The organism is Pelorhabdus rhamnosifermentans (assembly GCF_018835585.1).
GTDB lineage: Bacteria > Bacillota > Negativicutes > UMGS1260 > UMGS1260 > Pelorhabdus > Pelorhabdus rhamnosifermentans.
Genome location: NZ_JAHGVE010000003.1, coordinates 131426 through 154825 on the forward strand (window position 1 = coordinate 131426; position 23400 = coordinate 154825).

Here is a 23400-nt window from a genome sequence, read left to right on the forward strand (position 1 = left end):
AGAAAATGTGATGGATACAATAAAGCTGGCAAAAGTCTTAAAAGCGCTTTCTCATCCGAAACGCTTAGAATTGTTTTTTAAAATTGCTGAAAAACGTGAGGCGGATTTTGAAACAGGTTGTGAATGCGAATGTTTTGTTACTGATATGATCAATTTGCTCAAGCTTGGTGCACCTACTATTTCACACCACATCAAGGAGCTTGAGAATGCTGGATTGATCACGACGGAAAGGAAAGGAAAATATCTGTCTGCTAAGGTCAAAGAAGAAACCATAGCAGAAGTGAATAAGATTTTTATTGAGCAATTACGCAAGACTTAAGTTTTTTGTTTAAAATTTCGATAGTTATGAAATTTAATAACTATAATAAATATCATAGTAAAATTAGGGGTGTCTGTAATTAATATCAATTTAAGCGAGGGGGATTAGAATGAATAAGGTCAGTATAGCCAGATGCACCAATTATCAATATAATAATGTTGAAAAGTCAGTATTCCAGTGCCTTGATGAAATGCCAGAAATAAAACGAAAAATAAAATCTAAAACCAAAGTTTTAGTCAAGGTTAATCTTTTACGAGGAAACAGTCCTGAAGATGCTATTACGACTCATCCTAGCGTAGTGCAGGCAATAGTAAGCTATTTGCAGGAAATGGGATGCATAGTGATTATTGGTGATAGTCCTGGTTCGGCCTTAAACTTTGATGAAAAACGCTTGAAGTCAGTTTATGAGATAACGGGAATGGTCGATGTGGCAACTAAAACCGGCTGCGAATTAAACTATGATACTTCTACGATTGAAGTAGTTAATAAGGCGGCTAAAAATGTAAAGAGCATGCAAATCATCAAAGTCGTAAATGATGTTGATTTTGTTGTATCAGCCGCTAAATTGAAAACTCACGCGATGATGACTTATACGGGAGCGGTAAAAAATCTATTTGGCGTAATCCCTGGGCGTACTAAAATTGATTACCATCTGAAAATGAATAATGTAGACAACTTTGCGGCAATGTTGGTGGACATATGTGAATATGTAAGGCCAGTTTTCTCAATAATTGATGCTGTGGAGGGGATGGAAGGTGATGGTCCGGCAGCAGGGGATAAGCGGCATGTCGGCCTTATTTTCGCTTCTGAAAATCCTTACGCCGTGGACTTTGCGGCAATTAGCACAATCGGCCTGAAGCCGGAGGCTGTTCCAACAATGATTGAAGCCAAGAAGAGAGCAATTTTCAGCAGCCATTGGGAGGACATCGAAATTAAAGGTGTACAATGGCAAGAAATTAAGATAGAACCATTTAAATACCCAGCTACTCAAAGTGCCAATACACTAGGAGGATTAGGTGTAAAAGGGGTTCCAAAATTCATCCAGAATTTTATTTTAAACAATATGCGGCCTAAGCCAGTGTTTAATTATAATATATGTATTTCATGTGGCTTGTGCGCGGAGAGTTGTCCACCCAAAGCTATTAACATGGTAAACCATAGGCCGGTATTAAATGCAGAAAAATGCATCCGTTGTTTTTGTTGCCATGAATTGTGTCCCGAGAAAGCTGTACATATTAATAGGAATTGGTTATATGAAAGATTATTATAATTGCAGGTAAATGTCAGGTGAATCTCCAAGTCATTTCAATTTCAGGACTCATGTCTCTCTATTTTTATAAAAAGAATGTTAAATGGGAAGCAGTATCCTTAATTTCATTAGTTTTAACTTTTTGCTCTGGGTTACAAGCAATAGCATTTTGGATACTTAGATTAGATTTTGATTTGTCATGGTGGATTTCCAATTTATATTTAGTTCTGTATCCGTTGTATTTTATCCCAAAGCTCATAGGGAAACTCTAAATTAAGGGAGCTGAGTAGATGCAGTGGACATTTTTAGGTATAGCTATATTGCTAGAAGTTTGTGGCACAACTTTAATGAAACGGTCTGATGGATTTACAAAAATGATATATGCTATTCCAATGTTAATTTTGTATATTTTAAGTTTAACTATGCTTTCCTTCGCTTTAAAGAAAATGGAGGTTGGAGTTGCATATGCTATATGGTCTGGTATTGGAATAGCTTTAATTGCGACAATAGGTGTAGTATTTTTTGAAGAAACATGCACGATAAGCAAAATTATTTTTTTAAGTTTCATTATAATAGGCGCAATAGGATTGAACTTAAGCGGTGCTGGACATTAAATAAACATTGGTCAAATTATTCGGATGGCTCGCGGTTTGATTAAGCAGCGTGGCATGTAATGAAGTTAATGACATGTAAAAGGAAACCCTTGAATTTAGGGGTTTCCTTTTAGTAATACTCAGATGAAACTTCGCTGCTATGGTTGGCTTATAAAGCTATTTAATCGCTGTTTTCCATCCCCACATTTTCAACATTACAATTGCGACTAAAAGCATGAGGAGAGAATAACAAGTCATTGACGTCTGAAAACTGATAGAGGTTGCTATTTGAGTTATAATCGGAGGACCGAAAAACATACCAGCACCCCAAAAAAGATAATACGCTCCCGAAATAGTACCCTTCAATGAGTTGGGGGTACTTTCATTCAAAAAGGCCATAGAGGCAAGGTAAAAAATGCCCATTCCCAAACTCCCTATTGTGAGCACCAAAAAAATTAGCGGAAATTCAAAGGCTGGTGTGATCGCTATTCCAATAGCAGCGATAAACAATCCTAAAATCATAAATATACTTTGACCGAATTTATCTGATAAGGGACCGGTGATAACTTGCGAAAGGCTTATAGCTGCATAAAACAACGAAAAAAATATTCCAATGTCAAATGCACTAAAAGCTTTTTCTTGCAATAAAAATGCAGGGATTGTTGTGAGAAAGATACCATATCCCGCCCCGTAAATGGTAATTCCAAGCAAGGCGATTAACGTCTGTTGTTGTTTTACTAGTTTCAGTATGTCTTGTAAAGTTAACGGAGTTATTGTTTCTATCTCTTTTTTTGCGATAGTTTCCAGCAAAAAATAAATTACAATTACACCCGATAAACAATTAACAGAGTAAACTAGAAAGATTTCTTTGCTATCTAATAAATTTGCTAATACTACGCCAAGAAGTGGCCCTAAAGTAAGGCCAAAATGGATAGCAGCATTATACAAACCCATTACTTTCCCTTTGGATAAAGGGAATTTTAGTGATAACAATGCTGGGGCTAATGCCCAAATCGGTGCTTCGCCAATTCCTTGAAGAACCCGAGCAAAAAAAATCATGCTGGAGTTAGGTGCAAAGAAAAACGCCAATCCAGCTATACAACATAAAGAATAACCCAAAAGAAGAAACGGCTTGAAGCCTAACCTATCTGACAAATTGCCGATAGGAATTTGGAAAAGTATATACGAAAAGGCAAAGGCTGATGCTAGATATCCAACCGATTGTCCGTTACCATCCAAGTTGACGATTCGTTGTGGGAGTATCGCAACGATCATACCCACTCCAATCATCATTAAAAATACCGCCAGAATCACTCCCATGAGGGCTTTGTCCTGAAGCATGCATATCAGTCTCCTTTGTTTTAAAAAGATTGTACTCAGAGTTGATGTTGCTTACAGGTTGAGGTGGTGGGAGCCGTTTCAATGTGCAGATGTCCATAATTTTGATCTCTGATTCAATGTTTAACATAATAGACCTCCTTGTTGTGCTCTTTCCAAAAGATGACTGCTAAGATATAATTTAAAACAGACAATCTTTCTGGGTAGGGAGATGTTACTTTGTGAAATCTCCTCTAAACATAAAAAGACGCATAAAACAACAATAGTGTTTTGGGCGTCTTTGCTCACATAAATGAATATATTATATTTAATAACAATTGTACCATCATTTTACACTTTATCAAGTGCTATTATTTTTCTATTATAGTGAAAATCGGGCGCAGAGGTCCCGTAATTGTTCATTGCCGACTTATCGCCATCCATGATTTTTTTTGTTTTGTTCCCAATAAAAATGATTTTATTGGGAATAATATTACAAGGAGGTGTAAAAAAATGCTTTGGTTTTTATTCATTGGAATAGTTGCTGGTTGGTTAGCTGGCTTGATTTCACGTGGAGGCGGTTTTGGGATTTGGGGCGACCTTATAACAGGTGTTGTAGGTTCTTTCATTGGTGGCTATGCATTTAAATTTATGGGTATCGCCGTGTATGGTACTATTGGATCAATCATTTCAAGTACTGTAGGGGCTATTATACTTTTGTGGGCTATACGAATGTTTTTTCATACTGCACCTGCAGCACATAAGAAAGAAGAGTGAATTTTATTTAACGAAAGGAAGTCCTAAACATCCTAACAAATAGCCAAATGCAACTATAAAAAAGGACCTACAAACTGGTTTCGTCACGGTCATCAATAATACAGGTTTTAAGTATTACGCAAACTAGCATCGCTTTTTATACGATGCTAGTTTTGTTTTTAGCTGAATACAGTTGTAATTATGATTTTATTTTGAAACTAAGAAAATAATTAAATTTGCATATTGTTTTATAAGGGGCATAACAATTAGCGAGCATAGGATGTTAAAAACTGTGTGTATAAGCGCAATTTGCCCGGCAAAATCCGAAGCTATATAAGATATAGAAGTTGTTAATAAATTGGTAATGGGTAAAAATACTAAGACGCCCAAAATATTTAGCATAATATGTGCAACTGCTACCCGTTTTGCAGCGAGGGGGGAAGTCGCGCCAACTATAACTGAAGATATGCAAGAACCTATGTTATTTCCATAAACAACATAGGCTGCAGTTGTCAGGTCTATTAGACCTTTTTCAGCGAAAACTATTAGTACTCCAGTTGCTGCGCTACTTGATTGAAATAAGAGAGTGATTATTATTCCTCCGATGATCCCATACATAGGATTGTATTTGGCAGCTAATAGATTCTGAACGATGCTATCAATTTGCGAAATTTCATTAACTGCACTTGATAAAATATTTAGCCCCAGAAACATGAAAATTAATCCTGCTATAGCTATTGCCGGATATCGTAACTTTTTGACGATAAGCATCACTATTATACAGAGGACCAACAAGGGAACAAGGTAACTTTTTGAAATGGATAAAGCCATCAATTGAACGGTAGTGCACGTACCGACATTAGCACCTAGAATTATGCCCAGACTCTGATAGAAGGTTAAATAATTGGCACTAACCAACCCAATTGTTATGAGTGATACTGCTGTACTGCTCTGCAGAAGAGCTGAAGTTAGTATACCAACAATAAATCCGCGCCATGGAGTTACTGTTATTTGTGTAAAAAAGTATCTTATTTTATTTGAAAGTATTTGTTTTAGACCAAAACGCATACAAAGTAATCCACATATTAACGAGCCAATACCTGCTAGAATTAATATAATAGCATACAGAATTAGCCCCACCTCCATTCTTATACTAAAATATGCATTTTCCTAAAGCAATAAAACCAAAACATTCCACTCAGCAGGGCGTAATTATTTAAACCTAATCTTGTTGGTAAGTCGTAGTATGTCAGTTGTTCATCGTCGCCGTCTGTTTATTTTTGCTCCGGCGCTGTTGGCAGATAACCAACAGTGATACGACTATAGGGAAAAGTGTAAACCATCCTGAAAATAGAAATATGATGCCTGACATAAGGGCACTAATCCAGGCGAGTACCTTACCTAATTTGCTAGGGAGAACACGAGCTGAGGCTATCATTCCAAGCGTGTATACGGCAAGAAAGTTTGCACAGGGAATATTGATCAATGATTTTAGATTCAAGGAAAGATTATAACTTAATAAAAGAGTGATTAAATAAATCGGTGCAAACACAAGTAACGCTATGTAAGGAGTCTGAAAACGTGTATGTAATCGACCGAATTGTTTAGGAAAAATTCCATCACGTGCTTGTGCATATACAAGGCGAGAAAAACCTGCGATGAAAGTATGAACAGGACAGTAGCATACGATGAACCCTAAGAATGCTACTAAGATTCCTGCTATATTTCCCCAACGATATGCTACAAGTGTTATCATTGAGGTGAGAGGTGCTTGGGACTGGTAAACATTGGTTCCTACTGTAACGAAAGCTACAGCTAAATATAATACATTGACTAGTAATACGGAAACCCCTAGACTTAAGGGAATATCTTTCAAGGGATTCTTAAATTCTTCAGCTAAATTTCCAATCATTTCCCAACCAATAAACGCGAAGAATAAAAGAGACATTGCTTGACCTACCGGGAACCATCCATGAGGAAGTAACGGTGTAAATGCTGAAAAATGAATGTTAGGAATAGCTGAGCAAATAGCTATGGTGAGAATAAAGAGGATAGAGGAAACAACAAAAACTTGTGTATGACCAGATAGTTCAATACCTCTATAGTTAAGTATAATAGCAATCATTAAAAGTCCTGCGGCAGCAATATGTATGCCTGCTGACGACCAACCCAAAACGCTTCCAAGATAATGGGCACCTATTAATGCAGTAACAGGCATACCAAAAGGCATGGCTGTCAGCATGAGGACTCCGGTAATGTGACTGGCTTTGTTACCAAATCCTTGACGCACATAGGTGGCGATTCCTCCCGAATCGGGAAATCGCGATGACATTAATGCAATGACGATAACCATTGGCAACGAAAGAAGTCCCATCAAAATCCAACTAATGAGTGACGCCGGACCAGCCATGGTGGCTGTTATAGCCGGAAGGACTAGAATACCGGCTCCAAGGACAGCTCCAATTGTCAAAGCTGACCCTTGAATCCAGGTAATACTTTTCCTAAGCTCAACTTGCTGTCGCATAATTTATCCTCCTTTTGTAAATCAAAATTGTTATTGCAAAAAAGTTAAATATATCTTATCATGAATGTAATATTTTGATAAGACGATTATTTAGAATGAAACAATCGATTATTCCGATGGATGTGATGATGTGTATATAAAGCAATTAGAATCCTTCATTGTTGCTGCACGGCTGCTGAATTTTGGAGAAGCCGCCCGGAATCTCAATTATTCTCAGTCGACTATATCAGAGCAAATTCATAGTCTTGAGGAATATCTTGGTGCACAACTTTTTGAAAGAATTGGCAGAAAAGTATTTTTGACGGAACAGGGAAAGACGCTTTTACCTTTTGCTGAACGCATGGTAAGGGATTCCAAAGAACTCAAAAGCTTATTCAGTAACGATGAAATACTTTCGGGCTCCATAATGGTAGGAGCTGCAGAGACACTTTGTGCATTTTGGCTGCCACCATTGTTGAAAGAGTATAGAATACTTCATCCTAACGTCCAAATAAATATTAAAGTTGGTAATTGTGTTGATTTTCCGCAGTGGTTGCAGCAAGATATTATTGACGTTGCTTTCGGCCTTAACGACGAATCGGGACAGAAGCAATTGCGACAAAATACGTTGTTTCGTGGAGAAACTGTATTTATTGCATCACCGGATCATAAACTATCGGCTTCGCCCATAGTAGAACCGCAAGATCTCACTGGTGAAACACTTCTTTTACCGGAAGGGTATTGTGGATATCCGATAGATTTGAAATGTTTGTTGGAGAAGGAGCAGGTAAAGGCTAATACAATTTTGGAGTTTGGCAGTCTTGAATCGATTAAACAATGCGTTAAAAATGATCTAGGTGTGTCCCTGTTACCTGAAATTGTCGTAGCAGAAGAGCTAAAACGTGGCGAACTGGTTAGTCTGAATTGGAATGGTCCAGATATTCCAATTCAAGCCCAGATGCTTTTTCACCGTGATAAATGGTTGTCACCACCTTTAGTCGCCCTGGAACATTTAATATTAGCTAGGATAGAAAAATGATGATAAATATTATATCCATATCATAAAGCAACCTTTTTTTGTTCTAGATAAAATTGAAAAGGCCAGAACTATCTCAGATTATTGAGATGCTTCTGGTCTTTTTACTCAGCAATACCGATATAAATTTAAGGCTTGTTCTTCGGGAGATGTTGGACGCAAATTGCTACGTTCTTTTCTACCATGATATATATTTTTTGAAATGTAGTGCAGGATAATTGGTAAAAATGCAGTATATAATGTCGTAGCTTGGAAGCAGAGGTATTTATGAGTAATAGAATTGAAACAAAAGTATCCATAACCGCGCAGGGAACGTGTCTAACTCGGACAATATCGTATAATGAAAAAGACCTTGAAGGGTTAACAATGTATTTTAATCAAGAATCTATTAATAATACATTTAATATAGTCAATGAATATGCTGGAGGAAATAGTCTAATTTTAACTGTGATCTATTCATGTCGTATTTCCTATTGCTCATAGAATAAGTAATAAAGAAGTGATAAGGGAGGAATGACCATGTTTGGAATAGTTCATTATGAAATATTCTTACTTGCGGGTATCATCCTTAACCTAACTCCTGGGCCAGACACTATATATGTTTTGAGTCGTAGCATATCACAAGGTCGTAGGGCGGGTATTTATTCTGCATTAGGTATTAGTTCAGGCGGTTTAGTTCACACCTTGCTTGCAGCATTAGGACTATCTGTCATCCTAGCTCAATCTTATTTTGCATTTACCATTGTCAAGTTAGCTGGTGCTTTCTATCTTGCCTATTTAGGCGTTACGACTTTGCTTGCAAAAAACAGTACGCTAGCTTCACCTAATGTAAAAGTCATGTCTAATCAAAATATTTATTTGCAGGGGCTTCTAACCAATGTACTGAATCCTAAGGTTGCTTTGTTTTTTTTGTCTTTTCTTCCTCAGTTTATCATCTTAGAAAATAGCTATGGTATCTTACCTTTTATACTCCTTGGAATAACTTTCGTAACAACCGGTACTCTTTGGTGCTTAATACTCGCCTTTTTCTCAGCTGGTTTGACAAATTTTCTCCGGCAGGGAAATAGGGTGACTATTATGAACAAAGTATGTGGTGGAATTTATTTACTTTTGGGGGTAAAAATTTTAACAGTTGAACGATAAGGGAATCCGCTTGGACTAAGCAGACAAAATAAATAGCTGATCTTTGTTAAAATTAAGCTATGAGGAGGAAATATGAATCACATCAAATGGGCAATATTAGGACCCGGGACAGTTGCAGCGGATTTTGCAAAAGCTATCCTGGAAGTTAATCATAGTATATATGCTGTAGGAGCAAGAAAGTTTGAACAGGCAAAGAAATTTGCAAATAAATATAATATTGAAAAAATTTATGGTGACTGCCAAGAAATGTTAAAGGATGATAAAATTGATGTAGTATATATATCAACGCCGCACAGTAATCATTATGAGTATATAATAGAGAGTCTTAAAAATAATAAACATGTATTATGTGAAAAAGCAATTACTGTAAATAGTAAGCAATTAAGGGAAATTGTTAATTTAGCAAAGCAGAAAAACTTGATAGTTGCAGAGGCTATGACTGTTTATCATATGCCACTATATAAAAAATTACGTCAGATTGTTCGCTCTGGACAAATTGGAAAGCTTAAAATGATTCAGGTATCCTTTGGAAGCCACAAAGAATATGATGTTACTAATCGTTTTTTTAGTAAGGAGTTAGCGGGAGGTGCGCTTCTTGATATAGGAACTTACGCGCTGTCTTTTACTAGATATTTTCTTTCTAATCAACCCAATCAAGTATTGACTACTGTGAAACAATTTGAGACGGGGGTAGACGAGCAATCAGGTATAATACTGAAAAATTCTGCAGATGAAATGGCGGTAATTTCGCTAACCATGAGAGCAAAAATGCCAAAGCGGGGTATTATAGCAGGCGAATTAGGATTTATAACTGTAGACGATTTTCCAAGAGCATCTAAAGCTATTATTAATTATCTGGATGGAAAAGTAGAAGTTATAGAAGTCGGCGAAGCTTCAAAAGCATTAGCATATGAAGTTGAAGATATGAATAACAGTATTTTGCATGCAAGCAATGCAGACGAATTGGGATTATCCATGGACGTCCTGAATATAATGGATGAAGTTCGAAATCAATGGGGAATAAAATATCCGTTTGAATAAAGTGGTTATTACTATTGCTGGGAAATAGATGTATTCATAAGAGTAATGCTCTAAGATTTCTTTGGAGAATAGTGGGTTCATAATCAGTTAGATTCGATTTTTCTAGCGTGTTACGGGTAGCTTTTGGAAATTTTGTAAAATCATCTTCGTTTAGTAGTACATCTATATCGGATTCAGTCAAAGTCTCTTCAAAATTTCTTATTAGCTTGTAATCCCTATTTTGAGGGCATGCTAGCTGACAACGCATACATCCTACTAAAGCGTTATGCCAGTTATTGTTGATCCAATCAGGGAATGGTTCAGAAGATTCATTGATATATGTAAGACATTTTGTTGCATGGATAATATTTCTATTTGTGTCAATACAGTTTGTAGGGCAACTATTTAAACAAGCCCTGCAGTTCTGACAGTCCGGCATTCTTTGTATGTCTTGCCAGGTATTAGAGTTGCTTGGCATATCTGTTGCTAAAGCGATTAGTCGATAGAAGCTTCCCATACCGTTAATGTAGGAAATGTTGTTTCTACCGTATTGACTGAGTCCACTTCTAACTGAAAGGAGTTTCAACGGGATTTTTGCGCGAACCATGGAAAAATTTTTTCTTTTTAACTCACTTTCAACGATATGTGATACAAGTTTTTCTGATTCCGTATATATGTAGGTTGGTGGCACAGCGATTTGTTGCTTTTTTTCTCGCCATGTAAAGCGAAGTATCGTAATCGGCTGTGGTACTGCCACGACGATGATGGATTGTGCATTTGTTAGTACAGTAGAGTATTCATATTGAAATCCGTTCAAATATTTGTATATAAGATCATTATTTAGAATCTTAGATTGATTTAACTCTACCATTTCCTGCTGTAGATTATAAAGATAACGGATAGGCACGGTTGTTCCTTTGCAGCCATTTTGCTCTAGTTTTGTAAATAATGTTTTTTCCAGTAGATTCATGCAAATTCCTCCTAAATAAAATGTAACTTCCATTTTTAATAATGACAGTTACGATGTTATAATGAGTATAACGCCTTGACATGTAACCGTCAATAACTATATAAGGAGTTACAATAGTGAAAAAACTCTGTCTGGACTTTTTAAATACGCGATGGTATCTTACTCACAAATTTAATAAGGAGATATTAGTGGACCCCACGTTGCTTAAGAAATTCTTCGAAATACGTCAGTTGCATGTAGAAATAACTCCTTCAGTAGAGACAATAGAGGAGTTATTAGAATTGCGTACATTTCTAGCAAAAGTCCTAGAGGATTATACTAGAGAGAATTCAATAGCGTTAGAGGCTATCGAAAGAATAAATCACTATCTAACAATATCAACTTTCCGAAGGACGATGGAACAAGGGGAACATGGATTCCGAATAACAATACAGCCGTTATCTTTTGATTGGAACTGGATTATAGTTGAAATAACTGCTTCTTTTGTTGAATTAATTGAATATGGTGATAACAAACGCATTAAAATTTGCGAGAATCCAGATTGTAAATGGTTTTTTTATGATGAAACTAAAAGTCGCACCAAACGATGGTGCGATGATAAATGTGCGAGTTTGATGAAGGTGAGAAAATTTCGGGCTAAGCAAAAAAATGATTGAACGGGGTAATAGTAATTTTATGCGAAGAAGTGATGTAGTGAAGTTAATAGCAAATTATATTTACTAAATTATTTAGTGGAGTGCGATGAAAATGAGTGTTTCAATGAAAACAATTGGAATTATTGGTGGGATGAGTTGGGAATCTTCAGTAACGTACTATCTCGAATTAAACAGGTATATAAATCAAAAACTCGGTGGTTATCACAGTGCGAAGTGTATCTTATACAATGTTCAATATCAGGATATAAAAGACGTTCATCAAAACGGCAATTGGGAAAAAGCCGGCGAAATTCTTGCCGAAGCGGCGTTATCACTCAAAGCTGGCGGAGCTGATTTCATAATCCTTGCTACAAATACCATGCATTTAGTAGCATCAAGAATAAAAGCGGCTGCCGGACTTCCGTTTTTACATATTGCAGAAGTTACGAGGATACATTTTTTTGATAAAGAGGGCTCTGATTTTTCCTGTGCCTTATAAAATCTTTTTTGCATTGAGAAATTCATCAACGACCTTTGGTAGATATTTATTTTTTAAATGGCCTAAGCAAAAGGTTTGGTGAAGTTGAGAGTTTTTTATTCGAAAGTAAGCGACTCTATCTTTTCTTGGTGCATTATAGGTAATGACGTCAAGTAAAAAGGTTACACCATAGCCTTCCGCGACTAATGCATGAGCTGTATCTAAATTCGAAACTTCTAAAGCAATCTTGGGAGTAAAACCAGCAGCTTTGCAGGCGGTGATGGCAGTTTCTCTTAACTTTCGGCCCTGTTGTAAAATGATAAATTCTTCATTTGCCAGTTCTTTTAAATCTAGTTCCGGATATTGGTGACCAGCATAATGATTTTTCTTGTTTAAAGGGTGATCAATAGGGATAGCTAGGAGAATGTCCATTTTAAAAATGGGTTTGTATTCGATATCAGGATTCGCAAAGGGGATAATAATGGAAAAGTCAACCATGCGTTTTAGAAGTAATATTTCTAATTTGGCTAAACTAGCCACTTTAATGATGATATCAATTCCAGGATATTTTTTGCGGAAATGTGGCAATACCAATGGTAAGTAATAACGTTCGGCTAGATGGGTTACGCCAATGGTAAAGGAGCCGCGCTTAAAATCAGCCACATCTTGAATTTGTTGATACAATTCTTTATTGAGTGTTACTATTTTTTGCGCTGTATCTACGAATAATTTTCCGGCATAAGTGAGCTTTAATGGAATTGTTGATCGGTCAAATAATGGTGTACCAAGTTTTTCTTCAATTTTATTTAGGGAGTGGCTAAGTGTAGATTGGGAAACAAATAGCTTTTTTGCGGCATTGGATATACTTTGTTCTTCTGATATTTCTATAATATACTGTAATTCTTTGCTATTCATGTGCTCACCTTATCTAATCATATTTTTCAAAATCAAGATATGAATAAAAATCATAATATATATGTTATTATATCATTTGACACCATAACAAGGAAGGGATATACTTAATTCATATTCAAAGTAATTTGAAGTTCATAAAAAGTAATTGATTTTAAAGCAATGGCGCTTTGAGGAATTTTCCTTGAGGCGCTTTTTATTTATTGTGAGGTGAAGAGCTTGGAGTATAAATTAGCAAAAAGAATGGATGAAATTCCTTTTTCCGGCATACGTAAGGTGTTTGAGCAAGTTGCAGAACTTAGCAAACAGGGTAAGAATATTATTAATCTTTGTGTTGGCAGACCGGATTTTGATACGCCTGTTCATATTAAGGAGGCCGCTGTTAAAGCATTGCAGAGTGGTCAGGTTCATTACACATCTAATTATGGATTGGAACGTTTGCGGTCGGCCATTGTAAAGAAGTTATATGAAAAGAATGGCTTAACTTATCAAGAGTCACAAGTTATTGTAACCATTGGTGCTAATGAAGGTGTCGCTTTAAGCATGATGGCAAATCTGAATCCGGGCGATGAAGTGATTATTGTGGAACCGGCTTGGGCTCACTATCGTTACTGTGCTAAACTTGCCGGCGCAGTTCCAGTTGTTGTTCAATTGAAATCCGAAAATTATTTTCAAGTAACAGTAGACGATTTTAAAAAAGTTCTTACAAATAAAACAAAAATGATTGTGATTAATACACCAAACAATCCTACTGGAACCATATTTTCAGAAAAAACCTTAGCTGATATTGCTCGGTTGGCTGTAGAGAACAATCTTCTGGTCTTGTCTGATGAAATCTATGAATATCTAAACTATGGCGAACAAGAACATATCAGCATCGCTTCCTTGCCGGGAATGTTGGAAAGAACCATTGTATTGAATGGTTTTTCGAAAGCTTATGCAATGGATGGTTGGCGACTTGGGTATATTGCTGCTCCATCGGAAATTGTAAGTGGTATGATTCGAGTGCATCAATATACCACTACTTGTGCCAATACTTTTGCACAATTTGGTGCTATAGCAGCCCTGGAAGGTCCACAAGATATGGTTTGGTTGATGCGAGATGAATTGAAACGCCGTCGTGATTTAGTCGTTGCTGGCATTAATGCAATGTTACCGTTTAAATGTCATACGCCGCCTGGAGCTTTTTATTTATTTTTTGATAGCAAGGCTTTGGGGATAAGCTCGGTGAAAGCAGCACAGCTTATCTTAGAAAAGACGGGTGTGGCTATGGTACCAGGGAGTGCCTTTGGAACAAGTGGCGAGGGATATTTACGATTATCTTATGCCAGTTCTTATGAGTCATTAGAAGAAGCGTTAAATCGGTTACAAAAGTTTATTGTTACAATTTAATATATGGAGTTCATTGGGAGAGGAAGATGGGATCATGATAGCAGACTTAGTATTTAAAAATATTCGATTATATACCGAGCAGGGGGTGATTGATTCTGGAGTCGCCGTAAAAGATGGCAAAATTATTGCAATAGCTTCTGATGATTTTTTGCCGCAAGCCAAAGAAATGATTGACGGTCATGGACAGCATCTTTTACCAGGTGGTGTTGATCCACACGTTCATTTTCGGGATCCAAGCAAAAATGAACGGGAAACTTTTATGACAGGTAGTATGGCAGCAGCAGCAGGGGGTGTTACTACTGTATGTGAACATCCAATTTCTTGTCCCCCACCTTATTCACCGGAATTACTCAAAAGAAGAATTGAAATTGCCAATCGCCAATCTTTAGTTGATTTTGCTTTTTTCGGTGCTGCAGGCGCTGATAAGCTAGAAGAAATTTCAAAAGTTGCCCAAGAGGACATTATTGCCTTTAAAACGTTTTTCCACGAACCGCCCGAAGGCCGTGATAAAGAGTTTGAAGGTTTAACCATGTCTAATGATGCTAAAATTTATACTGGATTCCAAGAGGTTGCTAAAACAGGTAAAATATTAGCGATTCACGCCGAAAATAATGATATTATTGCGGATCAAATCCAAAGGCTTCGGGCTCAAGGGAAGGTGAAGGGGGTCGATCATGCCGAATCCCGTCCGCCGATATCTGAAATTGAGTCGGTAGCTAAAGTGCTTTGTTTAGCAGAGACAATAGGAACTCGGGTACAATTGTGTCATATTTCTACAGGGGCGGCTGCCGAATTGGTAAAACAGGCTAAAGCCCGTGGCCGGGAAGTATATTTAGAAACTTGTCCGCATTATTTATTCTTAAATGAAGAAGCATTAGAGGAGTTTGGTCCTTTTGCCAAATGTAATCCGCCGCTAAGAAAACAAGAAATTGTTGACGAATTATGGAAATATGTGCAAGATGGCACGGTAGATACGATTGGTAGTGATCATGGGCCATTTTTGACGGCGGAAAAAGAAACTGGCTATAAAGATATTTTTGTTGCTCCAGCAGGCTTTCCTGGTATTGATTTGCGGCTTCCACTTATGTTAACAGCGGTGAAACAAGGGAAGCTAACCTTACAAAGAGTAATTGAACTGATCAGTACCAATCCGGCAAAAATCTTTGGCTTATATCCACAAAAAGGTGCGATTCAAGTTGGGGCAGATGCTGATTTTGTCATGGTAGATTTAGAGAAAGAATTTGTTGTTGATCGAAAAAAAGGTTATTCTAAATCATCAGATATTGCCAGAGTCTATGATGGTTGGACATTAACTGGTTTACCTACTATGACGGTTATTCGAGGCAAGGTTGTCATGAAAGATGGTGTGGTTTCCGAAGAGAATAAGGCTTGGGGACAGTTAGTTTCTCCTCATAGATAATTAGTAAGTCAACGAAGACTTCGCTATTTTGATAGTGAAGTCTTTTTGACTATATATATTGAATATAAAACGAAGTAAAGGGGACAATCGTTTGCAAATGAAAAAGACTGTAGCGTTTCTTTCTATCGGGCAGTCGCCGCGACAGGATGTGATTGGTGATTTTAAAAAAATCTGTGGTGATACATTTCATATTCTCGACATTGGTGCTTTAGATGACTTATCAATAGAAGAAATTCAAAGAATTGCTCCAATTCCTGGCGAATCCGATTTAATTGTTAAATTAAGAACAGGTCAATCCGCATATGTATCTCATGGCAAACTCATGCCATATATGCAATTAGCAATTCAAAAGGCAATAAAAGCTGGGGCCGAGTGGATTGTGATTTTATGTACAGGTGATTTTTCAAAGTTGGAAAGTTCAGTTCCCTTGCTTTTACCTAATACGATTCTGGCGCATAGCGTGGCGAGTATTTTTAAGGCAGGTGATTCATTAACTGTAATTGTACCGACACCAGGGCAAGCGAGTGAAGCTGCCGAGAGATGGTCTATGCGAGGGTTCCGAGTTGCTAAGGTCATTGTTGAAAGTCCGTTTAATGATCATCAGGCTTTGTTTAACGTAATAGAAAATGATTCAATAGTACAGGATTCGCAGGCGATTATTGCCGATTGTTTTGGTTTTGATATGAACTTTATGAAAAATGCGGCTGTGTTTTATAGAAAACCGATTTTTGTTTCGAGAATGTTAATTTCGCATCTATTGGTAGCGACTGGGTCAACAAAATAATTAATGAGGTGATGAACGTGGAAAAAGATATGGAAGTCTATAATGTTCCTTTAGCAAAAATGTCTATTAAATCGGTTCCTGGTCGTGTTGACACAAAGGGAATTGTCAGCGGCGTGTTGATTTCGCTGGCTATGATTGCTCTCATGCAATTTGGGGAAAGGTTGGACACGCTGTTTTTTGGTGGTCTATTTCCTGTTTCCGGTCGGGTGATTTCTATTACACTCATCGGTTTTGGGGCTGCAATGTATGGTCTTGTTCCCGGGTTGATTGTTGCGGAAATTAATCCGTTTATTTCCACGGCGACGGGTAGTAGCCCTATTGCTCCCTTTTTCTTTATTACAAATGGTTTGCAGGCAGTTGCCGCATTATTGGCAAATAAACTGGTAAAAAATGCGGTCAGTTTAAAATATTGTTTTGCTCACAGCATTTTATCTACTTTCTTGATTACGGCAGCTTATATTCCTCTTCATATTTTTTATTTCAAATTACCTTGGGAAAAATTAATTCCTATGTACAGTTTTCAAGGTGTAATTACGATATTGATTCCGCCTTTTCTGCTTTATGGTTTGTTAAAAACAGTAAAAGGTGCAGGTTTTTTTGAAGAATAATTTGAATGAGAAGAAGGTGCTGTATAATGTCTAGTTATGCTGTTATAGCAAGGGCCGGTCAAAAGACGGCTCTTTCTGAAAAACATCCGGTAATAATCGGAGTATGTTGTTTGTCTTTAATTTTCGCAGCTTTTGCTACGATAAATATAACTAATTATTTAGTCATGCTAGGAATTTTAGCAGTTGTCGTAGTGGCCGGAAGAATTCCGGCAGGTAATATTATCAAAATCATTGGTCTTGTGATTCCCTTGTGTTTTTTTATCACTTTAATTCAAGCATTGACGCAAGGCGGGACTGATATAGTCAGTTTCATGATTGGCGGCTATCCAGTTCATTTGTCTGAAAGAGGAGTCAGTTTAGGACTTGCAATTATGCTTCGTGTCATTATTTTAGCAGTAACGATGACGGTTTTCTTTGCTCTTGTGAATCCAATGAGATTGACTCGCGCTCTGTATGATTTGGGGATGCCATTTAAATATGCCTATGCTTTTACCTTGGCTTTGCGGTTTTTGCCTTTGATTATTAGTGAAATCAGTACCATCAATAATGCACAAAAATGTCGCGGTTATGATATCGATCGTTGTAATTTTATTGTAAAGACTTTTAAAATTATTCCGCTTATGACACCGTTAATCATTATGTGTTTACGTCGTTCTTCTTCTATTGCTTTGGCTATGGACTTAAAGGCATTCGGCAGCATTACCAACAGAACATTTTATTTGGAATTAAAGCCTGCAACACTCGGTGAAAAAACGGTTATGGTATTAAGCGTCATAGCATCTTTTTCGTTTATTATTACATCTACTATTTTATGAAAAAAGGCGGTGAAAAGAATGGATGTAATAAAAGTTGAAAATTTAACTTTTCGATATAGCAAAAAAGCTGAACCTGTATTAAAGAATATAAACCTTACCATAAAAAAAGGTGAATGTATGGCCATTCTTGGCGATAGTAAAACTACCTTATGTATGGCTATGTGCGGGGTGATTCCTCACTTAATCCCCGGACATATGGAAGGAAATGTATGGGTAGATGGTCAGGATACTTTGAAAATGACAGTAAAAGATATTGCGGCTAAGGTTGGGGTTGTCCTGCAAGATCCGGAAAATCAATCTTTTAATCTCAATGTTGAAAGCGATGTCGTATTTGCTATGGAGAATCTTGGGATACCTCCGATGGAAATGGAAGCACGATTAATCGACGCGCTTGAAATTGTGCGGATGCTTCCATATCGTTATAAAGCATCGGATCAGCTTTCTGGTGGACAAAAGCAGCGGGTAGCGATTGCCTCAGTCCTTGCCATGAAACCGGAAATTCTTATTCTTGATGAGCCGACACGTGAACTAGATCCGTTGGGCAGAGAAGAAATTTTCGATGTCTTAAATCGATTAAAAAAATCAGGGATTACGATTATTATTGTTGAAAATGACCCGCCACGCTTGGCGCAAATTGCTGATCGGATGATTTTAATACGAGATAGTGAAATTAAGTATGAAGAGGTGCCAAGAGAATTTTTCAAAAAAGTGTATGGTGATGCAAGAATTAAGTTGCCGCAAATTTCACAAGCATATTTAGATACCTTTCATTTATTGGGTCTAAGTAAAACGACTGAACTTCCCATGAATGTTGAGGAAGGAGTTGCGATTTATGGAAAAATTATTGCCGATTATTAAGGTAGAAGATTTGAAGTTTGCTTATGGTAAAAGTGAAGTGTTGGTTTTAAAGGGAATTTCCCTGGAAATCAATCAAGGGGATTTCATCGCTATTTTAGGGCAAAATGGATCAGGGAAAAGCACCTTAGTTAGGCATTTCAATGGCTTATTACAACCAACTAGCGGCAGAGTTCTGATCAAAGGAATGAATACAAGATCTACACCGGTTTCCAAATTGGCGGCTACCGTCGGCTATGTGTTTCAAAATCCGGATCATCAGATATTTTGTGCTTCTGTTTGGGAAGAAATTACTTTTGGACCGAAAAATTTAGGTCTACCTAAAGATACAATTGAAGCAAATGCGAAAGAAGCAATAAAAATCATGGAACTTGAAGGCAAGGAGCAGCGTCATCCGCATAGTTTAAGCCGCGGAGAGCGGCAAAGGCTGGCGATTGCCACCGTTCTGGCCATCAAGCCCGATGTGATTATTTTAGATGAGCCCACAGGCGGGCAAGATAAGTCGCGTACGGAAAAACTTATGAAGTTGCTTCAGGAGCTTAATGCTAAAGGGCATACGATTATTATCATTACCCATGATATTGAGTTAGCGGCAGAATATGCAAAACGTATTTTGGTTACTTTTGATGGGACTCTTTTATTGGATGGCGATCCTCGGGCTGTTTTTTTGGAAAAAGAAAAATTACATCAAACGTTTTTGAAGGTGCCGGATATTTTTGCCTTTTCTTTTGGGCTTGGAATGGCACGTCCCGCCTTATCTCCCGAGGAATTTGTCGAAGAGTTTAAAAGGTCTACAGGAGCATGAAAACACAAAATCAGGTTGATAGGAGAAGAAGATGACTGAAATTGACATCAACTTAGTACAAGCCCATATTGAAAAATTAGATATGATTGGTAAAATGGGTAATGGCGGCACAAGTCGATTATCCTACTCAAAAGCTTGGCGGCAGGGCCAAGCTTTTGTTACAATGCTTATGGAGACATGTGGGATGACAGTGGAGCGTGATGCAATAGGAAATTTAATTGGAACGTATTTAGGTACTGAACCCAATTTTCCCTATCTTATGGTTGGCTCTCATTTAGATACTGTTCCAGAAGGTGGCAGCCTGGATGGGGCTTTAGGTGTGCTAACAGCTATTGAGTGCATACGCACTTGGCAGATCGCTGGATATCGACCGCTGAGAACGGTAAAAATTATTGCGACCGTTGAAGAGGAAGGAACTTTATTTGGTTTGGGCTGTATGGGAACAAGATTTATTGTTGGCGAGATGACCATGGAAAAGTTTGCTGCGCTACATGATAAACAAGGTAAGACCTTAGCCGAGTATTTTGCCGATAATGGCATGAACTATGAAGCATTAGCCTATAGTAGCATTGTTCCTGATGAGGTATTTGCTTTTTTAGAGCTTCATATTGAACAAGGACAGGAACTGGATTTATCGGGAGAGCCTTGTGCGATTGTTACCGACATTGTTGGAATTGACCGTCATTGGATTACGATACAAGGACATGCCAATCATGCCGGTACTACCCGCATGGATCGAAGAAGAGATGCTTTGGTGGCAGCTTCTATGGTGGTTCAGGAAGTTTATAAGGCGGCTTGTTCCTCTCAGGGGTTGTATGTGGCAACGGTAGGTGCGTTTAAAGTTACGCCGGGGGCTACCAATGTGATTCCGGGGAAAGTAGAATTTACGATTGAGACCAGAGCGGCTCATGATGAGACGATGGAAAACGTTCATTTGGAAATCTTAAAACTGTTACGGCAAGTGGAAGAAAAATATAATGTAAAAGCAATGGTCAATGAGAGAAGATTTGCTCCTGCTGTACACTTCGGTACGACAATCTCTGAGGAGTTAAGTAAGGCAGCCATGGATGTAAAGCAGAAAGTGAAAAAAATGCCAAGTTGGGCAGGGCATGATTCCAAAATTATGGCCAGGATTACTCAGTGCGGTATGATCTTTGTTACGAGTTTGAACGGGATTAGTCATTCACCGGAAGAGGCTACACGCTGGGCCGATGTCGAGAAAGGGCTGAAAATTCTTAATCAGGCGATGAAGCGTATTGCTTCGATACCACAATGTTAAAAAATAAGGGGAGGGTTACTTGTGAATTGTATTTTTCTTGATTCCATTACACAGGAAATGAAACATTTCTTGTGCTTGGAGGCACCAAAGGAAATCGAATTAATCTTTTTTGATGAACTGGGGGAAGTTGAGAAGGCAGAGAAATTAGCGAAAGCAGAATCAATTCTTACCGCTACCTATATCATTAATGATGAATTTATGAGTCGGGCTCCTAAATTGAAAATTATTCAGAAAATGGGTGTGGGAACAGATAACATTGATTCTATTGCTGCTGCAAAACGAGGAATTCTTGTTCGCAATGTGCCCGGTGGGAATGCCAATGGCGTCGCCGAATTGACAATTGGTTTAATTCTAGATGTTTATCGTAAAATTAGCATTTTAAATCAAGAAATAAAATCTGGGACTTGGTCCATGTGGACGTATCGTTCTTGTTCTTATGAGATCAAAGGAAAGGTTCATGGAATTGTAGGCTTGGGTCATATTGGAAAAAGTGTAGCTCAATTATCTAAAGCTTTTGGGACTTCGCTTTTGTACTATAGTCACAAGAGAGCAACGTCGGAAATTGAAGCAGAATACGATGTAACTTATGCGGGACTTGAAGAATTATTGAGAAAATCAGATATTGTCAGCATTCATGTTCCCTTGACGAATGAAACCAGAAATTTGATTGCAGTGAAACAAATAGGGCTTATGAAACAAAATGCTATTTTAATTAACGTTGGCCGGGGAAATGTAGTAAATGAAAAAGATTTATATGATGCTTTGGCGGCGGGAAAAATATCAGGTGCAGGGATAGATGTGTGGGCCAATGAACCGGTCGAACCGGATAATCCACTGCTTACTTTAGACAATGTCGTAGCGACTCCTCATGTTGGTGGTGGAACGGTCGACGCGGCGATCAATATATTTAGAGTATCTTTTCAAAATATTTATCAGGCTCTGAGCCGTTAGGTTAGAGCACTACAACCAAACGCCAAAAACGGCTACTCACTTGATAAAAAGACGTCATATTCCCTTGTAGCCATTAATATATTTTCCGCAAACCAATAATTCCATAATCTTCAATGCATGTCTCCAGGTAGGAATATTGTGCTTTTTAGGAGCACTTTTTGTATTGATATGTCGAATTAAAATGAGAACTGCGCAATCATAAAAATCTATGATTGCGCAGTTCTTTGCATTAATGTATAATAGAATTAATTTATTACAAAGGGAGTTTTTGGATGTTTGCTTGTACCTTACAATAACCAATTATATATTGGTTCGCGCTTTGCGCGGATATGAAGAAGTAGTAATTGATAAAACCTTCAAAAATTGAAAGGCTTATTTGATTTATGCTTCTTTAGGTACAGCTAGGGCATTTGATTTTCTTATATATCATATGAGTTGCTTGAAGGCCGTGCATTTTGTACGGCTTTTTCATGCTCATTTTACTTTAACATTTGCCGTAAGCGGATTGCTGTCCGTTTTGCGGCTTTTATTTTTGTTATGTTGAAGTAAGATATTCTATTGGAATTTCTAAATTTATAATGCATTCTCCAGAGTTTCGATGAAATTTAAAGCGTTGCCAATGATGTAAGTAATATTATTTGAGAGGTGTTTAAATTGACAAAAGAAACTAACGAAAGAATATTTCCCATTATAACAACGGCGCAATTGGTCTGTCGCCAGATAACAGCCAATGATGCTGCAATACTGCATCAATATTGGTCTGATCCGGCTGTTACGGAGTATTTTTCTCTTGAGTCATTTCAGAGTATAGAAGAAACCCTAGATATGATTGTTCTTTTAAATAGTTTGCCGGAAAAAAATGAAGGAATCAGATGGGCGATTACTAGAAAGGCAGACAACAAGGTGCTTGGCACATGTGGGTTTCATAATGTTAAACAAGAACATTTTCGGGCCGAAATAGGATATGAACTTGGCAAAGAATATTGGTGTCAGGGATTCATGACAGAAGCATTAATAGCCATCCTTACTTATGGGTTTAACTATATGGATTTTAACCGAGTTGAGGCTTTTGTCAATTATGGAAATATCCGATCAACAGGAATTCTTGAAAAGTTAGGATTCAAGCTAGACGGAATCCTTAGAGAGTATGAATATAACCGAGGAAAATTTGTAAACCAGTATTGTTACTCTCTGTTGAAATCTGATTGCGAGTTTATGAATGTTGTATGAGGAGGAAGCTTGTATGGGAGGTGTGCGAGTAAATTCCCAATACAAAGACTTATACAAGAGCGTAACAGAAAATGGTGAGTTAACCGCAGAAATTTCCAGTAGATTATGTTTTGATGTGAAAACTTTATCGAATTATCCTGCAGTTGGTGACTTCGTTATGCTTGACCGAAATAATGATACTAGTGGAAATGTAATTATTCACCATGTCCTGACTCCTTGTAGCCCTAGTTAATGATAAAATTGTTTACTTCTCTTGGACTTGCTCCGAATTCTGTTTTGCCTGAAATGCAGGGGAAAGGGGTTGGAAGAACAAGGAATAATTTTGCTATG

The 23400-nt window shown here is 37.5% G+C and carries 26 protein-coding genes; 21 read left to right on the top strand and 5 right to left on the bottom strand.

Features of this window, described 5'->3' with window-relative positions:
* Positions 1 to 10 precede the first annotated feature (10 nt).
* From Ga0466249_RS05470 to Ga0466249_RS05485, 4 genes are all read left to right on the top strand, one after another.
* Positions 11 to 319 (top strand): ArsR/SmtB family transcription factor, encoded by a 309-nt coding sequence (locus Ga0466249_RS05470; RefSeq protein ID WP_215828435.1) that lies wholly within the window; start codon positions 11 to 13, stop codon positions 317 to 319.
* 109 nt (positions 320 to 428) lie between these two features.
* A complete protein-coding gene (locus Ga0466249_RS05475; RefSeq protein WP_215828436.1) occupies positions 429 to 1589 on the top strand; it encodes a DUF362 domain-containing protein in 1161 nt (386 codons plus the stop codon).
* 17 nt (positions 1590 to 1606) lie between these two features.
* Entirely contained in the window at positions 1607 to 1840 is a 234-nt protein-coding gene (locus tag Ga0466249_RS27715; RefSeq protein WP_215828437.1) for a DUF5360 family protein, read from the top strand.
* Positions 1841 to 1858: 18 nt separating this feature from the next.
* The gene (locus Ga0466249_RS05485; protein WP_215828438.1) at positions 1859 to 2182 is read left to right on the top strand and encodes a DMT family transporter; all 324 of its coding nucleotides are present in this window, start codon (positions 1859 to 1861) and stop codon (positions 2180 to 2182) included.
* Between the two features lie 156 nt (positions 2183 to 2338).
* Here the strand turns inward: Ga0466249_RS05485 and Ga0466249_RS05490 are convergent, their stop codons facing one another.
* Positions 2339 to 3502, bottom strand: a complete 1164-nt coding sequence (locus tag Ga0466249_RS05490; RefSeq protein WP_215828439.1) for an MFS transporter — start codon at positions 3500 to 3502, stop codon at positions 2339 to 2341.
* Between the two features lie 489 nt (positions 3503 to 3991).
* Between Ga0466249_RS05490 and Ga0466249_RS05495 the strand changes: the two genes are divergently transcribed.
* Entirely contained in the window at positions 3992 to 4255 is a 264-nt protein-coding gene (locus tag Ga0466249_RS05495; RefSeq protein WP_215828440.1) for a GlsB/YeaQ/YmgE family stress response membrane protein, read from the top strand.
* Positions 4256 to 4441: 186 nt separating this feature from the next.
* On the opposite strand, the gene Ga0466249_RS05500 is transcribed toward Ga0466249_RS05495, so the two are convergent.
* Both Ga0466249_RS05500 and Ga0466249_RS05505 read right to left on the bottom strand, forming a co-directional pair.
* The gene (locus tag Ga0466249_RS05500; protein ID WP_281422578.1) at positions 4442 to 5380 is read right to left on the bottom strand and encodes a Na/Pi cotransporter family protein; all 939 of its coding nucleotides are present in this window, start codon (positions 5378 to 5380) and stop codon (positions 4442 to 4444) included.
* 103 nt (positions 5381 to 5483) lie between these two features.
* Positions 5484 to 6758, bottom strand: a complete 1275-nt coding sequence (locus Ga0466249_RS05505) for an APC family permease (RefSeq protein ID WP_215828441.1) — start codon at positions 6756 to 6758, stop codon at positions 5484 to 5486.
* Between the two features lie 130 nt (positions 6759 to 6888).
* On the opposite strand from Ga0466249_RS05505, the gene Ga0466249_RS05510 reads away from it, so the two are divergent.
* From Ga0466249_RS05510 to Ga0466249_RS05520, 3 genes are all read left to right on the top strand, one after another.
* A complete protein-coding gene (locus Ga0466249_RS05510; protein WP_215828442.1) occupies positions 6889 to 7776 on the top strand; it encodes a LysR family transcriptional regulator in 888 nt (295 codons plus the stop codon).
* Between the two features lie 516 nt (positions 7777 to 8292).
* On the top strand, positions 8293 to 8916 hold the full coding sequence (locus Ga0466249_RS05515) for a LysE family translocator (protein WP_215828443.1): 624 nt from the start codon (positions 8293 to 8295) through the stop codon (positions 8914 to 8916).
* Positions 8917 to 8988: 72 nt separating this feature from the next.
* On the top strand, positions 8989 to 9957 hold the full coding sequence (locus Ga0466249_RS05520) for a Gfo/Idh/MocA family protein (protein ID WP_215828444.1): 969 nt from the start codon (positions 8989 to 8991) through the stop codon (positions 9955 to 9957).
* A gap of 34 nt (positions 9958 to 9991) precedes the next feature.
* Here the strand turns inward: Ga0466249_RS05520 and Ga0466249_RS05525 are convergent, their stop codons facing one another.
* Complete coding sequence (locus Ga0466249_RS05525; protein WP_215828445.1) at positions 9992 to 10906, bottom strand: 4Fe-4S double cluster binding domain-containing protein; 915 nt, start codon at positions 10904 to 10906, stop codon at positions 9992 to 9994.
* Positions 10907 to 11022: 116 nt separating this feature from the next.
* Between Ga0466249_RS05525 and Ga0466249_RS05530 the strand changes: the two genes are divergently transcribed.
* Positions 11023 to 11562, top strand: a complete 540-nt coding sequence (locus Ga0466249_RS05530) for a CGNR zinc finger domain-containing protein (protein WP_312889717.1) — start codon at positions 11023 to 11025, stop codon at positions 11560 to 11562.
* Between the two features lie 85 nt (positions 11563 to 11647).
* On the top strand, positions 11648 to 12040 hold the full coding sequence (locus Ga0466249_RS05535; protein WP_215828446.1) for an aspartate/glutamate racemase family protein: 393 nt from the start codon (positions 11648 to 11650) through the stop codon (positions 12038 to 12040).
* Here Ga0466249_RS05535 and Ga0466249_RS05540 read toward each other — a convergent pair.
* Complete coding sequence (locus tag Ga0466249_RS05540) at positions 12035 to 12934, bottom strand: LysR family transcriptional regulator (RefSeq protein WP_215828447.1); 900 nt, start codon at positions 12932 to 12934, stop codon at positions 12035 to 12037. The genes Ga0466249_RS05535 and Ga0466249_RS05540 overlap by 6 nt on opposite strands.
* 216 nt (positions 12935 to 13150) lie before the next feature.
* On the opposite strand from Ga0466249_RS05540, the gene Ga0466249_RS05545 reads away from it, so the two are divergent.
* The 11 genes from Ga0466249_RS05545 (at position 13151) to Ga0466249_RS05595 (ending at position 23302) form a co-directional block, all read left to right on the top strand.
* Positions 13151 to 14323: a pyridoxal phosphate-dependent aminotransferase gene (locus Ga0466249_RS05545; protein ID WP_215828448.1), complete on the top strand. Its 1173-nt coding sequence runs from the start codon at positions 13151 to 13153 to the stop codon at positions 14321 to 14323.
* A 34-nt stretch (positions 14324 to 14357) separates the two neighbouring features.
* Positions 14358 to 15743, top strand: a complete 1386-nt coding sequence (gene allB, locus Ga0466249_RS05550; RefSeq protein ID WP_215828449.1) for an allantoinase AllB — start codon at positions 14358 to 14360, stop codon at positions 15741 to 15743.
* Positions 15744 to 15840: 97 nt separating this feature from the next.
* On the top strand, positions 15841 to 16527 hold the full coding sequence (locus tag Ga0466249_RS05555) for an AroM family protein (RefSeq protein ID WP_246588508.1): 687 nt from the start codon (positions 15841 to 15843) through the stop codon (positions 16525 to 16527).
* A gap of 17 nt (positions 16528 to 16544) precedes the next feature.
* A complete protein-coding gene (locus tag Ga0466249_RS05560; protein ID WP_215828451.1) occupies positions 16545 to 17135 on the top strand; it encodes a hypothetical protein in 591 nt (196 codons plus the stop codon).
* 26 nt (positions 17136 to 17161) lie between these two features.
* A complete protein-coding gene (locus Ga0466249_RS05565) occupies positions 17162 to 17950 on the top strand; it encodes an energy-coupling factor transporter transmembrane component T family protein (protein WP_215828452.1) in 789 nt (262 codons plus the stop codon).
* An 18-nt stretch (positions 17951 to 17968) separates the two neighbouring features.
* On the top strand, positions 17969 to 18808 hold the full coding sequence (locus Ga0466249_RS05570; protein WP_215828453.1) for an energy-coupling factor ABC transporter ATP-binding protein: 840 nt from the start codon (positions 17969 to 17971) through the stop codon (positions 18806 to 18808).
* Positions 18783 to 19610: an energy-coupling factor ABC transporter ATP-binding protein gene (locus Ga0466249_RS05575; RefSeq protein WP_215828454.1), complete on the top strand. Its 828-nt coding sequence runs from the start codon at positions 18783 to 18785 to the stop codon at positions 19608 to 19610. The genes Ga0466249_RS05570 and Ga0466249_RS05575 overlap by 26 nt, the downstream gene beginning before the upstream one ends.
* A 31-nt stretch (positions 19611 to 19641) precedes the next feature.
* Positions 19642 to 20889 (top strand): M20 family metallo-hydrolase, encoded by a 1248-nt coding sequence (locus Ga0466249_RS05580; protein ID WP_215828455.1) that lies wholly within the window; start codon positions 19642 to 19644, stop codon positions 20887 to 20889.
* 21 nt (positions 20890 to 20910) lie between these two features.
* Positions 20911 to 21840 (top strand): NAD(P)-dependent oxidoreductase, encoded by a 930-nt coding sequence (locus tag Ga0466249_RS05585; protein WP_215828456.1) that lies wholly within the window; start codon positions 20911 to 20913, stop codon positions 21838 to 21840.
* A 654-nt stretch (positions 21841 to 22494) separates the two neighbouring features.
* Positions 22495 to 23070, top strand: a complete 576-nt coding sequence (locus Ga0466249_RS05590; protein WP_215828457.1) for a GNAT family N-acetyltransferase — start codon at positions 22495 to 22497, stop codon at positions 23068 to 23070.
* 13 nt (positions 23071 to 23083) lie between these two features.
* Complete coding sequence (locus tag Ga0466249_RS05595) at positions 23084 to 23302, top strand: hypothetical protein (RefSeq protein ID WP_215828458.1); 219 nt, start codon at positions 23084 to 23086, stop codon at positions 23300 to 23302.
* The last annotated feature ends 98 nt before the right edge of the window (positions 23303 to 23400 follow it).